This window comes from Neobacillus sp. CF12, from assembly GCF_030348765.1.
Taxonomy (GTDB): Bacteria; Bacillota; Bacilli; order Bacillales; family Cytobacillaceae; genus Neobacillus.
Genome location: NZ_JAUCEU010000007.1, coordinates 5,315,342 through 5,329,779, shown reverse-complemented (window position 1 = coordinate 5,329,779; position 14,438 = coordinate 5,315,342). Strand labels below are relative to the sequence as shown.

Annotated in this window: 14 protein-coding genes and 2 pseudogenes; 1 reads left to right on the top strand and 15 read right to left on the bottom strand. The window is 41.4% G+C overall.

The features are described from left to right. Nucleotides 1-25: 25 nt before the first annotated feature. The 13 genes from yajC to QUG14_RS25360 all read right to left on the bottom strand — a co-directional run bounded on the left by yajC (nt 26) and on the right by QUG14_RS25360 (nt 10,965). Complete coding sequence (gene yajC, locus QUG14_RS25420; protein ID WP_289343243.1) at nt 26-328, bottom strand: preprotein translocase subunit YajC; 303 nt, start codon at nt 326-328, stop codon at nt 26-28. 29 nt (nt 329-357) lie between these two features. Then, the gene (gene tgt, locus QUG14_RS25415) at nt 358-1,497 is read right to left on the bottom strand and encodes a tRNA guanosine(34) transglycosylase Tgt (RefSeq protein ID WP_289343242.1); all 1,140 of its coding nucleotides are present in this window, start codon (nt 1,495-1,497) and stop codon (nt 358-360) included. Nucleotides 1,498-1,547: 50 nt separating this feature from the next. Continuing rightward, nucleotides 1,548-2,576 (bottom strand): tRNA preQ1(34) S-adenosylmethionine ribosyltransferase-isomerase QueA, encoded by a 1,029-nt coding sequence (gene queA, locus QUG14_RS25410; protein WP_289343241.1) that lies wholly within the window; start codon nt 2,574-2,576, stop codon nt 1,548-1,550. A 25-nt stretch (nt 2,577-2,601) separates the two neighbouring features. Continuing rightward, entirely contained in the window at nt 2,602-3,603 is a 1,002-nt protein-coding gene (gene ruvB / locus QUG14_RS25405; protein ID WP_289343240.1) for a Holliday junction branch migration DNA helicase RuvB, read from the bottom strand. A gap of 11 nt (nt 3,604-3,614) precedes the next feature. Then, a complete protein-coding gene (gene ruvA, locus QUG14_RS25400; protein ID WP_289343239.1) occupies nt 3,615-4,226 on the bottom strand; it encodes a Holliday junction branch migration protein RuvA in 612 nt (203 codons plus the stop codon). 106 nt (nt 4,227-4,332) lie between these two features. After that, the gene (locus tag QUG14_RS25395) at nt 4,333-4,974 is read right to left on the bottom strand and encodes a response regulator (protein WP_289343238.1); all 642 of its coding nucleotides are present in this window, start codon (nt 4,972-4,974) and stop codon (nt 4,333-4,335) included. Between the two features lie 11 nt (nt 4,975-4,985). Continuing rightward, complete coding sequence (locus QUG14_RS25390) at nt 4,986-6,095, bottom strand: GAF domain-containing sensor histidine kinase (RefSeq protein ID WP_289343237.1); 1,110 nt, start codon at nt 6,093-6,095, stop codon at nt 4,986-4,988. A gap of 77 nt (nt 6,096-6,172) precedes the next feature. Continuing rightward, nucleotides 6,173-6,538 carry a VOC family protein gene (locus QUG14_RS25385; protein WP_289343236.1) on the bottom strand — a complete coding sequence of 122 codons (366 nt, stop codon included), beginning with the start codon at nt 6,536-6,538 and terminating at the stop codon, nt 6,173-6,175. A 12-nt stretch (nt 6,539-6,550) separates the two neighbouring features. Next, entirely contained in the window at nt 6,551-7,579 is a 1,029-nt protein-coding gene (locus QUG14_RS25380; protein WP_289343235.1) for an S-adenosylmethionine:tRNA ribosyltransferase-isomerase, read from the bottom strand. Continuing rightward, nucleotides 7,579-8,304, bottom strand: coding sequence for an SDR family NAD(P)-dependent oxidoreductase (locus QUG14_RS25375; RefSeq protein ID WP_289343234.1), 726 nt, complete (start codon nt 8,302-8,304; stop codon nt 7,579-7,581). The genes QUG14_RS25380 and QUG14_RS25375 overlap by 1 nt, the downstream gene beginning before the upstream one ends. 172 nt (nt 8,305-8,476) lie before the next feature. Next, complete coding sequence (locus tag QUG14_RS25370; RefSeq protein WP_289343233.1) at nt 8,477-9,028, bottom strand: intercompartmental signaling factor BofC; 552 nt, start codon at nt 9,026-9,028, stop codon at nt 8,477-8,479. 135 nt (nt 9,029-9,163) lie between these two features. Beyond that, a complete protein-coding gene (locus tag QUG14_RS25365) occupies nt 9,164-9,871 on the bottom strand; it encodes a YhcN/YlaJ family sporulation lipoprotein (RefSeq protein ID WP_289343232.1) in 708 nt (235 codons plus the stop codon). A 101-nt stretch (nt 9,872-9,972) separates the two neighbouring features. Then, the gene (locus QUG14_RS25360; protein WP_289343231.1) at nt 9,973-10,965 is read right to left on the bottom strand and encodes a phosphotransferase; all 993 of its coding nucleotides are present in this window, start codon (nt 10,963-10,965) and stop codon (nt 9,973-9,975) included. A 1,670-nt stretch (nt 10,966-12,635) separates the two neighbouring features. On the opposite strand from QUG14_RS25360, the pseudogene QUG14_RS29825 reads away from it, so the two are divergent. Continuing rightward, nucleotides 12,636-12,854, top strand: a pseudogene (locus QUG14_RS29825) (pentapeptide repeat-containing protein); the annotation flags it as partial. Nucleotides 12,855-13,045: 191 nt separating this feature from the next. Here QUG14_RS29825 and safA read toward each other — a convergent pair. Both safA and nadA read right to left on the bottom strand, forming a co-directional pair. After that, nucleotides 13,046-13,201: pseudogene (gene safA, locus QUG14_RS29820) on the bottom strand (SafA/ExsA family spore coat assembly protein); the annotation flags it as partial. 139 nt (nt 13,202-13,340) lie between these two features. Next, entirely contained in the window at nt 13,341-14,438 is a 1,098-nt protein-coding gene (gene nadA, locus QUG14_RS25350) for a quinolinate synthase NadA (protein ID WP_289343229.1), read from the bottom strand.

The following is a 14,438-nucleotide window of genomic DNA, read 5'->3' as shown; positions in this document are numbered from 1 at the left end:
AAATGCCTGGCTTCCTTTTTTCACTTTATTTTTTGTCTAAAGACACTTCAGCTGTTGTTGAAGTTTTTGCAGATTCTGTTACTTCACGAATCGCATTACGATCATATGTTAGACGGCTGCCGTCTCCACACTTAATCACGACTTTGCTTTCATCGATTGAATCGACAAAACCATGTAAACCGCCAATCGTGACAATTTTATCACCTTTTTTCAATTCGTTTTGCATTTGTTGTACAGCTTTTGTACGTTTTTGTTGCGGACGAATCAGTAGGAAATAAAATAATACAAACATTAATATTAATGGAATGATCGAACCTAGTCCTTGCATATTGTTTCCCTCCTTTCAATAATCATCTATTAGAAATTTTTCGCGTTCGGTTTGTTAAAACCATAACGTTCAAAAAACTCTTCTCGGAAATCACCAAGCCTGTCCTCTCGGATAGCTTGTCTGACCTTCTCCATTAATCTTAACAGAAAATAGAGATTATGGTAACTAGTTAATCGAATTCCAAAAGTTTCATCACATTTAATTAAGTGACGAATGTATGCCCTGCTATAGTTTTTGCATGTGTAGCAGTCGCAATCTGGATCGAGTGGACCGAAATCTTTTGCAAATTTAGCGTTTTTCACCACTAGACGTCCCGTGCTAGTCATTAATGTACCATTTCTAGCAATACGAGTTGGCAGGACACAGTCAAACATATCAATCCCACGAATCGCTCCATCAATCAATGAATCTGGTGATCCTACCCCCATCAGGTATCGTGGCTTGTCGGATGGCAGCAATGGTGTCGTAAATTCAAGCACACGATTCATTATGTCCTTTGGCTCCCCAACAGACAATCCACCGACGGCGTATCCAGGAAAATCAAGCGAAACTAAGTCTTTTGCACTCTGCTTTCTGAGTTCCTCGTACTCTCCACCTTGTACAATTCCAAATAGGCCTTGATCACTTGGCCGTTGATGAGCATTTAAACAGCGCTCTGCCCAACGAGACGTTCTCTCAACTGATTTCTGCATGTATTCATAGGTTGCTGGGAACGGCGGGCATTCATCAAATGCCATCATAATATCGGAACCAAGGTCATTCTGAATTTCCATTGCTTTTTCAGGTGATAAAAATAATTTTTCACCGCTCATATGATTACGGAAATGAACGCCTTCTTCTTCAATTTTACGGAATTCACTTAAACTAAAAACCTGAAAGCCGCCAGAATCAGTTAGGATTGCACGGTCCCAGTTCATAAACTTATGAAGGCCGCCAGCCTCTTTAATAATTTCATTTCCAGGACGGAGCCATAAGTGATAGGTATTACTTAATATAATTCCAGCACCCATTTCTTTTAAATCCTCAGGAGACATTGTTTTTACGGTAGCAAGTGTTCCTACCGGCATAAATGCAGGTGTATCAAAGGAACCATGCGGTGTATGTACTCTTCCTAAACGGGCACCAGTTTGCTTACATGTTTTGATAAATTCATATCGAATTGCAGTCAAATTCTCTTTCTCCTTCCTTTAGGGTAAATCAAAAGACTACCCTAGTTAACCTAGATGATGAGCATCGCATCTCCAAAACTGAAAAAGCGATAGCGTTCGTTTACAGCAGTTTGATAGGCATGCAAGATATTTTCTCTGCCAGCCAACGCACTAACGAGCATAATCAGTGTTGATTTTGGCAAATGGAAATTTGTAATCATTCCATCGATTGCCTTGAATTCGTACCCTGGATAGATAAATATATTGGTCCATCCGCTGCTCGGGATGAAGGTGCCATTGTTATCTGACGCTATGGTTTCAAGCGTCCGGGTTGATGTGGTACCGACAGTAATAATCCTGCCGCCATTGGCTCGGACTTCATTTAGCAAACGTGCCGTTCCTTCTGTAAGCATATAAAGTTCAGAATGCATATCGTGCTCCATTACATCGTCCACACTTACAGGTCTGAATGTCCCAAGGCCAACATGAAGCGTAATAAATGCAATATGAACACCTTTTTCTCTTACTTCATTCAGCAGTTCTTCAGTGAAATGCAGTCCTGCTGTTGGGGCAGCGGCTGACCCTGGCTCACGGGCAAATACGGTTTGATATCGGTCTCTGTCATCCAGCTGTTCTTTAATATATGGGGGGAGCGGCATTTCTCCTAATTGATCAAGTACCTCATAAAAAATCCCCTCGTAGTTAAACTCCAATATTCTGCCACCATGCTCGGAGGTTCCGGTACAAACAGCTGTAAGCAATCCCTCACCAAAGTCAATTTCAGTTCCTTCTTTGATACGCTTTGCCGGCTTAACAAGTGTTTCCCACTGATCGCCTTCCAACTGCTTCAGCAGTAATACTTCGATTTTGGCACCAGTATCCTTTTTCACACCAAAAAGGCGTGCCGGGAGTACCTTTGTATCGTTCAATACTAGGCAATCCCCTTCACGCAAGTATTCACTAATATTTTTAAAAATTTCATGTTTTAGTTCGCCTGTTTTCTTATTTACAACCATTAATCTGCTATCCGTTCGGTTTTGAAGTGGAACTTGTGCAATTAACTCCTCAGGCAAATGAAAATCAAATAAATCTACCTTCATAAAATAACATCCCTACTTATCAAAATTACTGTTGTGGTGGCTCCTTGCCAAAATGGCGATAGACTAAATCAGTTACCATTCTTCCTCTTGGAGTACGTTGTAAAAAGCCAATTTGCAGTAGATACGGTTCATATACATCTTCAATCGTTTCTGACTCTTCACCAATTGAAGCGGCGATAGTATCAAGTCCTACAGGCCCACCTCGGAATCTTTCAATGATACCCTTTAGGAGCTTATGGTCAATATGGTCAAGCCCAAGTTTATCTACCTGCAGGAGTTCCAAAGACTCCCTTGCCAATGGTAAATCTATTTCACCATTTCCTTTAACTTGTGCAAAGTCTCTTACCCTGCGAAGTAAACGGTTAGCAATTCTAGGGGTTCCCCGCGCTCTCCTAGCAATTTCAGCAGCAGACTGTTCGTCAATTTTCGTTTCAAATAAATCTGCTGTTCGTAGAACAATATTTTTCAATTGGTCTTCCTTATAATACTCGAGTCTGCTCAAAACTCCAAATCTGTCACGAAGCGGAGCTGATAAAGAGCCTGCCCTCGTCGTAGCCCCAACAAGCGTAAACGGTGGAAGATCCAGACGTACTGAACGAGCACTTGGACCTTTTCCAATGACAATATCTAGACAAAAATCCTCCATTGCCGGATAAAGGACTTCTTCAATCTGTCTTGGAAGCCGGTGTATTTCATCGATAAACAAAACGTCACCAGGCTCGAGTGCCGTAAGAATCGCAGCCAAATCTCCAGGTCTTTCAATAGCAGGACCTGATGTTGTCCGAATGTTCACACCCATTTCATTGGCGATAATAACAGCAAGCGTCGTCTTTCCTAATCCAGGAGGTCCATACAGAAGCACATGATCCAAGGTTTCTTTGCGGAGTCTTGCAGCCTCAATAAAAATCTCTAGACTTTTTTTTACTTGATCTTGACCAATGTATTGTTTTAACGTTTGTGGCCTGAGGCTTTGCTCTAAGGAGATTTCGCTCTGGTCTGCTTCACTAGAAATAATTCTCTCATCCATGAATAATCACCTTATTTTAAAAGCCGCTGCAGGGCTTTTTTAATATACTGGTCGGTTGACAGTTGTTCTTTTCTTAACTCTGGTGAAATCTTTTTTACTTCTTTATCAGAATAACCAAGTGCTTTCAAGGCAAGAATGGCCTCTTCAAAAGCGTTATTGGTTGACTCTGCAGCACTTGGGAATGTATCTGCATTAAATAAATTTGGAAAATAATCGGGAACAATATCCTGCAATTTTCCTTTTAAATCAAGAATCATTTGTCGTGCTGTTTTTTTACCGACTCCTGGGAATTTTATTAGGAAGCTTTCATCTTCATTTTCAATCGCTGAAACAACTTGTTGGACTTCACCGGAAGCCAAAATAGCCAGTGCCCCCTTTGGTCCTATCCCTGAAACATTTAATAATTTCGTAAACAACTTTTTCTCTTCTCTTGTCTCAAACCCATATAACGACATTAAATCCTCACGGACGTAGTGATATGTATAGACAGTAACATTAGTATTCATTTTACTAGAATAAATAAACGGGTTCGGCGTTGCTATTTGATAGCCAATCCCATTATTCTCAATCACAATATATTCAGGACCAACAAACTCCACGGTTCCTTTAAAAAATTCGTACAATCGCTTTCTCTCCCTCAGTGTTTCATGTATTTCATTCTAACACATAAATTTAAAGGAATAGAAAAAGTTAGCAGTGAAGGAAAAGAATAAAAATATTCTGTTTTTATTAATCCACTAGTTGGTTTTTCACCGCAAAGAGGGCTGCTTGAGTCCGGTCTGCTAATTCAAGTTTTGACAGGAGATTTGAAACATGTGTTTTCACGGTTTTTTCAGTAATGAACAGAGAAGAAGCTATTTCCTTATTGCTTTTTCCCCTTGCGATTTCTTTGAGCACATCCAATTCTCTTTTCGTCAGCTGCTCAACTAAATTCTTTTCATTGCTCTCTTTATTGGATAAGTTAGCCAGCAGATGCGAGGTGGCTTTCGGATGAAGCTGATTTTCGCCAGCGATTATTTTTTTAATACATTTGATTAACTCATCCGGCTCAATGTCTTTTAATTGATACCCCGACGCACCCGCTTCTAAGGCTGGAATGACATGGTCCTGATCAGAAAAACTCGTTAACATCATAATTTTTATTTCTGGCATTTCTTTTTTAATTAGTATGGTTGCCTGAATTCCATCCATCACCGGCATAACAAGATCCATGAGGATTAAATCGGGCTTTAACGTTCTTGCTAGTTCAACCGCCTCTTTACCATTGCCCGCTTCACCGATAATTTCAATGTCTCGCTGTGTTTTTAGAAAAAATGCCAGACCCCGTCTTACGACATGATGGTCATCGGCAATCATAATTCGGATCCCCATTGTTTCTCCCCCTAGATTGGAATTTGTATCTTAATCTCCGTTCCGCGTCCTGGTTCGCTCGTTAGCAGAAATGTTCCTCTTAAAGCCTCTGTTCGCGCCTTCATATTTTTTAATCCGAACGATGGAAGTTCAAGGTTCTCATCAAAATAGAATCCACAGCCTTGGTCTTGAATCGTCATTGTCACAGAATCATTGCTTCTAATTAAAGATAACGAAATATGTGTAGTCTGCGCATGCTTTTTACAATTGCCAAGTGCTTCCTGCCCAATTCTCCACAGTGCTTCCTCTACTTTTTCCGGAAAGCTTGAGATTCCTGTTAGCTTTGCATCAATAGTTAAAGCCAGCATTTCAGCATAACTCTTTAAGGCACTTACAATCCCATTTTCAAGTCCCTGTGGTTTTAACTGCCATATCAAGGCTCGCATCTCCCCAAGTGCATCTTGTGCTAAATCTTGTATATATGAAAAAGTTTGTTGTACTTCTTCGTTATCTGTCATTTCTCTGCCTGCTCTAGCGGTCAGACTTAGAGAAAACAGTAATTGATTCACTGAATCATGCAAATCCCTTGCAAGTCGATTACGCTCAGAAATTAATGCCGTCTCCTGTTCTCTTTGCGTTAACTTAATTCTTTTAAGAGCAGTGCCAATTTGGAAAGCGACTGCTTCGAGCAGTGCTAGTTCATCTTTTTGAAAGTGTGTTTTATGAGGGGAACCTACGTTTAGTAATCCGAATCTCTCATTCCCTGCTCTTAGCGGGACGGTAGCATGATGGGTTAGACCGCCTGTGTCACCCGCATTTTCGAGGATTACATTCTCAATACGCTGACATTCTATAATATTGACCGCCTTGTTCAACTTACCATTGTTGTACCGACTAACACACCAGCAATCACCCTTACACATTCTTTGGTTATTGTTATGTGCCAATGGTTCAGGTAAAGACTCATTGGCTGTCAGTTGATGTTGCCCTTTTTCATCGATTAAAAAAATCCAGCCTGTCTGCAGCCCTGTAAGGTGTAGAAGTTTTCGTAATACCCCAGCTAAAACGGTATTGGAATCTGCTCCTTCGTTTAAAAGTTCAGCAATTTCTTTTAAAATACTTATTTCTTCAAACCTGGACATATAATCGTCCTTCCCTAATCTATTGATTAAATCATAGTTGTATCACAGGCTTCGTGGCAAGCAGAAAAGCTGACGATTTAATGGTCAGCTTTCTCCCTTACCTGTAGAAATTCGATTACCTCATTGTCAGGTCCTTCATAAAAAACGGTTTTCCAGCCATTTTTCAGTTTGTATGGTCCTTCTGCGGCAATAATCCCATTTTGGTTAAAAGTATTGATTATTTCTTGAACGGTGTCTATTTCTAAACAGATATGAACACCTTGGGAGACGTTTTTCTGTCCCCCAGAGATTAGTTCAATCCTGAAATCATGATTTGCTAAAAAGACAATATCCTCTTTATTGAATTGGAGTCTGCCTTCTTCATGAAGGCCGAGATACTTTTGATAGAAGCCGATTGAAGTCTCCAAGTCTTTTACCTCAATCGCGAAATGGTGAAATCGCATCGTTTTTCCCCCTCATAAAATTAAATTCATGTCACCAAATTCGTGCCAAAGGTACTGCTGGTCAATCGCTTCTTCGTACGCACTCCATAATAAATCCTGCGGTACAAAAGCGGTAAGCATATCGAGGTGACTTGCCTTTGGTTCATGGAAACCTGTAATAATACCATCAACCATTTTCAGTGGGAAATTTTGATTAATATAAAGATTGGTCACACCATGTAACTCACCCGTGACTCCTGCACTCTCTAGTGCTCTTACCACCGTTGTCCCCACGGCAATTACCCTTCCACCTGCTGCTTTTGTCTTGTGGATTTTTTCAATTGTTTTTTCGGATAAATGATATTCTTCGTAATTATCAGTTGGTGAGGTTTCCACCTCATCATCAAGCAAGTAACTTAATCCCGTATGAAGTTGTATAAAATCAAGCTCTATCCCTTTCCGCTGAAGGTTGAATAACAATTCCCAACTGAAAGCTCTCCCTGCTGAAGGCATTTCGACGGAGCCAGGGTGGCTGGCAAACACGGTTTGATAATAATCCAGCCCCCATGGGTGATTAATATACTCATAACGTACTGGTTCTCCAAGTGCATAAATACTATTAAATAGGTCAGTTCCTTTTTTGGAGAAAAGAATTGTTTTTAGTGGTGAGCCTTCTTTCATATCGATGACAACCGCGGATAGGTCAGATGAAAATTGCAGGATATCACCCAATTTAACTCGGTCTGTCACAATTAGCACATCCCAAGTCTCCTCATTCCGTCGTCTGGCCAGCCGAATTTCAGCCTCTTTTTCTAGTAGTTTGGAATTTCTGTATAACCCAGCTTTTAGAATAGCGGGTACAGTTCGGCTGTTGTTCATAACAACCAGGTCACCGGATTTCAGGTAATCAGCAAGTCGAAAGAACTTATCATGACTGACATTGCCTGTTTTTTTGTCTAAAACCATCATCCTTACGTGATCTCTTCTTATTCCTCGTCTTTCAGGTGGATGCGAGGCATTTAACTCGGAAGGTAAATAGAAATCAAATGCTGTAGCTGTCATCATATTCCCTCCCCTGAGAACTCTTGCGCTTCAAAGCGCTGACCTGTAATTCCTGCAGACTTATCAGAAGCTAAATACAAGAATACGTTTACGACATCCTCTGGCTTTACTAGTGAGTAATCACAGTCAGGAACAGCTAGCCTGTGCATGTCGGTATCCATTTCCCCTGGGTCGACCATATTTACCCGCAGGTTCGTTTCGCTAAGTTCATCTGCCCAGGTTTCCGTTAAACCCTCAACAGCAAATTTAGATATTCCGTATGCACCCCAGCCTGCATATCCAACATTGCCTGCTTCTGAGGTCACATTAATGATCGAACCATGATTGCGCTGCAGCATTCCCGGAATAACCCTCCTTGCTACGAGGAATGGCGAAATGGAATTGACCCGTAACACTTCTGCAAAGTCTTCTTCTGGATAGTCAAGCAATAGCGGCATTGGACTTGGCCCTAGGATGGAAGCATTATTAATGAGCACATCAATTTGACCAAAAGCTTCTTCTGTCATCGCCACAAACCGTTCTACATCTCTAGTTAGTGAAATATCTGCAGTAACTGCGAGCACCTCTCCACCTAATGCCTCTGCATCTTCTTTTACTTTTAGTAATTCGTTTGATGTTCTAGAGCAAATGGCTAACCGGGCACCTTCCTTTGCAAATGCAAGTGCCAAAGCTCTGCCCAATCCTCTCGATGCACCTGTGATCATAACAACTTTTTTATTTAACATTCCAATCGCTCCTTTAAGTGTTTAACTTGATGTCTTTAGCTTAAAGGATTTTGGAAATTCTTCCCTCAGAAAAAAGCTTGAACTTTTTCTACAACTTTAGGATGAGAAATTTCAGTAATCTTCTAAAAAACAAAAAAACAGGCTGAATGATCTCAGTCTGTTTTAATATTGATTATTCCCGCTTCGAATAAGGTTTAAAGGTCTCCAGTACTTCTACATAACGGTCTTTTGTTTTTATGGGAATGCCTTGTATAAGCTCTTCTTGTTTCCTGCTCTCAAGCCTTTTCACATCAATTTGGAAAAAGGATTGGATGATTCGTGATCGATCAGGACGGCCATTAAAAATCGTTAACACACCATCATCGGTGATACCGAAATAACCGTTTGCTTTAAGTAATGGTGAAATATCATCCATTTGTTTTCTAAAAACCATTGTTGATTCATCCATATCAACTAACTGCCATTGGTCATACTTGGCCCAGAAGTTTTCTATGGACCAGTAAGAATCAAGGACTACTTCCTCACTTATTTCTCCATCAAGATAGATTCTTTCCAAAATAATGGTTAATTGCTGAGGTTCCGACTTTTGCTGATCTTGATGGTTTTCTATTTTTTCGGCGGAGCCAGTTAACATCATTCCCGGCAGCTTTCCGATAGACATGAAGAGAACAACCGCAACAAAGGCTAAACCAAGCCGATACTGTGCTACCCAATTGAACCTCATGCATAATCACCTCTTATTAGTAGAGATCTAATTCTTTTTCACTACTAGTTTAGCCTTTTTTTCCCTTTTTATCCTTTATAAAAAAATCAAAAGAGACAAAGCCGAATAATGGCTTTGCCTCTCCTATTTTAAAAATCATTTGTGTTTACGACTATTAGGTTCTAACAGTTGGGAATCATTGTTTCTATTCCCTTCACGGCCAAGTGCACCATCGTCAGTTATCACCTGAACAGATTTTCCACCTGCCAAAGGTTTAACCGCGTTTTGAATCGCTCTTTTGGTTTCCTCGGCTCTTTTATTATTATGGTATTTCACGGAAACCATAATGGAATTTCCATAAAGTACAGAGCGGACTTCACGAACATTTTCAATGCCAGCAACCTTACTTTTAATTCTTTCAGTTAGACGGTCCTGAGTTTCAGGCTTCGTTGTTGTTCCTGTATTTCCCAATCTTTGATTTAAATGACCATGATAATTGGCGTCACTTGTACTAAATTGGTTATCTCTTTGAAAAAAATTATGGTCATGGTCTGCGAGCGGTTTTGTTGGGTTTGGTGGATTTCCATTTTCATCTCTATCCCCAAACTGCTTTCTTCTATCTTCGTTTATTGATTGGTTTTCCACTCCAAGATTATGGTCCATGAATTCAGTGATTGGACCATCATTGTCACCAGGCATTCCATTGGAGCCGTTTTTATGATTTTCATCCGAATAGTACCCCACTGGCTGCCCCATGTTTTTGTTATCTTTGTCCATAGCAGCACGGTCATCATTTGCGCAACCTGACAGCCCAACAGCTAGTAAGGCGGACAGAGGAATCATCCACTGTTTCAAATTATACAAACGAAAAACCCCCTCTACGATTGCGTGAGCATAAAGAATATGCTCACGTTTAGGTTGTGAGATAATGGGGGTTTTCATTCTGCCATAATAGACCAAGAAGATCATTTCGTCATCATTTTTAAAGTATCAATAAATTTTTTTCGTGAGTAATACTGACCTATTGTTAAATCCATAATTTGATTATATTTGTTCTGGTCTCTATATGAGCCTTCCCGAATGAGCCGATTCCACTCACGGAAAATATCTGCAGGAAATGCTAAAGCATATAGAAATGCCTTTTCGTTCAACAACTTTTCGTATTGTGAATACCGGGATAGTTTTTCAAACGACCAATCTAAACTGGGAAGAATTCGATTCGCATATTGTAAATAATCTAAGGAAGCTGGACCAATACTAATTAAATCAAAATCAATAAGATGCAGGACTCCATTTGAATCACGCAGGAAGTTGTGATGCGCTACATCCCCATGAAGAATACAATAAGGTTCGTTGATAAAAAGGGAACGATTCTTTTCCATCCCACTGAGTGACCATTTTGCCCAATCCATTAGTTCGGCTAAAATTTGGTCATTAATAAAGTATTTTAAAGTTGTTGCATTCGAGGAAAAAACCAATCCTCTATCTCTCCATTTTTCAATAATAACCCCTTTTGGAATTAATGTTCGATAGCGTGACTCAAAGGAAGATGTAACCAGATGATACTGTTCTAAAAGCTCAAGTCCCTCCTGGCGATTTTTCTGAGATTTAAAGGAAAATGGGATTTTATTGGGGTTTATATATTCCAAACAGCCAAAATATGTTCCCTCAAAAAATAGTGGGTCATTTATTTGAGGATGGACAAATAGATAGGTTTTTAAAAATCCTTCTTTTCTTAGAGTTTCTGTAAATGCTTCTTGGAGACGAAGGCGTTTATTTGTATGAAACCCTTTAAGCATATAGGTATTTTTATCTGTTCGTATGAATATAACACTTTTTCTATAGGGCACCATTTCAATGATTTTTTCTTTGAATTGGGAGCTTAAATAAGAGAGGAGACGAATGAAATAATCATCGTCTCCTTTTTGTTTAAAAGTCATACTCATTGCTTTCATCATCATAACGCATCATGCCATCCATTGGACCCATTCCATACGGATTCATATACGGCGGCTGCGCTACATTTGCTGGTCCTGTATATGGTGCACTATAGATAGGAGGTGTTGGTGGTACAAAGTTTTGTGGCGGCATTGCTAGTGGTTTTGGTCCACCACACCCACAGTCACCACCTGCACCTGCTGGTAATCCCCCTTGAGGAGGAAATGGCTGTTGCATGCCTGCAAAAGGCATTTGCATATCTGGTGATTCAAAATCTTGTGCTCCCATTACTTGTTGCGATGGCCCCATTTGTGGGTAGCCGAATGGCATTTGACCATATGGCGCGCCCATTCCTTGTTGGTCAAATCCTGGTCCCATCGGGCCTCCCATTCCTGGCTGGTCAAATCCTGGTCCCATTGGGCCTCCCATTCCTGGCTGGCCGAATCCTGGTCCCATCGGGCCTCCCATTCCTTGCTGGCCGAATCCTGGTCCCATTGGGCCTCCCATTCCTGGCTGGCCGAATCCTGGTCCCATTGGGCCTCCCATTCCTGGCTGGCCGAATCCTGGTCCCATTGGGCCTCCCATTCCTTGCTGGCCGATTCCTGGTCCCATTGGGCCTCCCATTCCTGGCTGGCCGAATCCTGGTCCCATTGGGCCTCCCATTCCTTGCTGACCGAATCCTGGTCCCATTGGACCTCCCATTCCTTGCTGATCGAATCCTGGTCCCATCGGGCCTCCCATTCCTGGTTGACCAAAACCTGGGTTCATCATTGGGCCTCCCATTCCTGGCATGCCTTGCGATTGAGGATCGAACCATCCCTGACTCTTGGCAGCAGGTGAGCCCACTGGCACTTCTTCAGGACTTTCATCAAAATAAGGCATTTGACTTTCTGGAACCATTTGGTCAAAATCTTCTGGCATTTGGCCCATTCCTGGCATCTGACCGCCCATTGGCATTTGGCCACCCATCGGCATTTGACCGCCCATTGGCATTTGACCGCCCATTGGCATTTGGCCACCCATCGGCATTTGACCGCCCATTGGCATTTGGCCACCCATCGGCATTTGACCGCCCATTGGCATTTGACCGCCCATCGGCATTTGACCGCCCATCGGCATTTGACCGCCCATCGGCATTTGACCGCCCATTGGCATTTGGCCGCCCATTGGCATTTGGCCGCCCATTGGCATTTGACCGCCCATTGGCATTTGACCACCCATTGGCATTTGACCGCCCATTGGGTTTGTCATAGGCAATTGCGGCATAAAGGATGAAGATTCATCATCATAGCCATGGGCCATAATATCCGCACCTGCAACACCTGGCATCTGACCAAATTGATTATGCATCATATTAGGCATCTGTGGCATCGCCACTCCTTGAACTTGAGGATACGGCATAAAACCCATTGGTGGACAAGGCGGCGGCGGACACCATTGTGGCGGTGGCGGGCAATACCCTGATCCTGGCAAGATTGGTGAAATAGGCACACAATAATCTTGTGGCATTTGCTGCTGCATCGGGAGCTGGTTTTCCATTGGTGCTTCTTGTACAGGCATAACCGGCATTTCTTTTGCTGGTTCTTTTATTTCAGGAAGTATATTTGTTGGTTTTGGCGGTAATACAGGCTGTTTTACCTCCATATTGGTCATATTGTTCATATAATAATTGTTAATATCGATTTCTGGAATGATTTGCAGAGGCATTTTTGGAGTGTATGGTGTTTTCGGTGCTTCTTTAATTGGTGCTTCCTTAGCAGGTACTTCCTTGATTGGAATCTCTTTTACTGGTTTTTCTTTCGCTGGTGCTGTTTTGATTGGCGCTTCTTTTACTGGTTTTTCTTTCGCTGGTACTGGTGCTGCTTTGATAGGAGCCTCTTTTTTAGGCGCTGCTTTAATTGGAGCTTCTTTGATTGGCGCTTCCTTTATTGGAGCCTCCTTCTTTGGAGCGGTTTTAATCGGCATTTCTTTTGGCTTCTCTTTGGTAAACGGTTGCTCAGCAATCGGCATTTCTTTCTTGGCGCCTAAGTTGATTGTGGCCCCCGGCTTTGTTCCCATAGGCGCTTCTTTTTTTATATTTCCACCTGAAGTTGGGACTTTTATTTTCATACCGGGCATAATCATATCAGGGTTGCTGAGCTGTGAATTCATCTTTTTCAGCTCTTCAAAATTCACGCCGTACTTCTTGGCGATTTTCCAAAGAGTATCCCCTTTCTGTACGATATGGATCTTCACTCTGATTTCCCTCCTATGCATAAGTCCATATATTCTATGTGATGATAGGCAAAGTGCTAACATTCTTCAGAAAAACTTATGCTTTTTTTCGGGAAAATATGAATCAACCTCTGATAAATAAAAATAGATGCAATTCGAGAAAATTGCATCTACCCTATTTTTAAGCATTTATTAACATACGATCGAGCGCTAATTTTGCATTTTCAGCAATGTCAGCAGCAACTTTAATCGTATTTTTTGTATCCTCTAGCGTATCCAAACTCCACACTAAATGAGGAAGGTCGATTCGATTCATTGTCAAACAAGGACACATTGCAGGATTTAACGAAATAATTTTTTTATCAGGATGATTCTTAATGAGGCGGTTAACTAAATTCATTTCCGTTCCAATCGCCCACTCAGTACCAGGCGCTGCCTTTTCAATCGCATTAATAATATAACTCGTAGAACCAGCCATATCGGATATTTCAACAACCTCGCGACGGCACTCTGGATGTACAATAATTGTCATGTTCGGATACTGGCTGCGTGTATCATGGACATTCTGTACAGTAAAGTTCTCATGAACAGAGCAGTGTCCTTTCCAAAGGATGACTTTTATTTTTAAAGGATCGCCTTCGTATTCAAGCTTATTGGTAATTGGGTTCCAAACGGCCATTTCATCTAAACCAACACCTAAATCTGCAGCGGTATTACGACCTAAATGCTGGTCCGGTAAAAATAAAATCCGGTCCTTCTGTGTGAATGCCCACTTTACCATTGTCTCGGCATTAGATGAGGTTACACTCGCTCCGCCATGAGCACCGACAAAAGACTTAATTGCTGCTGTAGAATTTACATATGTTAATGGAAGGATGGTGTCTCCAAATATTCCTTGAAGGATTTCCCATGCTTTTTCGGTCTGATCAAGGTCTGCCATGTCCGCCATTGAGCAGCCTGCCCGCATATCTGGAAGAATAACCTTTTGGTTTTCATTTGTAAGAATATCCGCTGTTTCCGCCATAAAATGGACGCCGCAGAAAACGATATATTCTGCTTCCGTATTATCAGCTGATAATTGCGCCAATTTTAAAGAATCCCCTGTCGCATCCGCAAACTGAATGACTTCATCTTTTTGATAATGATGTCCTGGAATGAAAAGTTTTGAGCCTAATTTGTTTTTCACTTCAATTACTCTAGCTTCTAACTCTTCCTTTGACATTTGTTTGTATTTTTCAGGAATCATCTTATTTTTTTGCATGGTCGCTAAAATACTCAT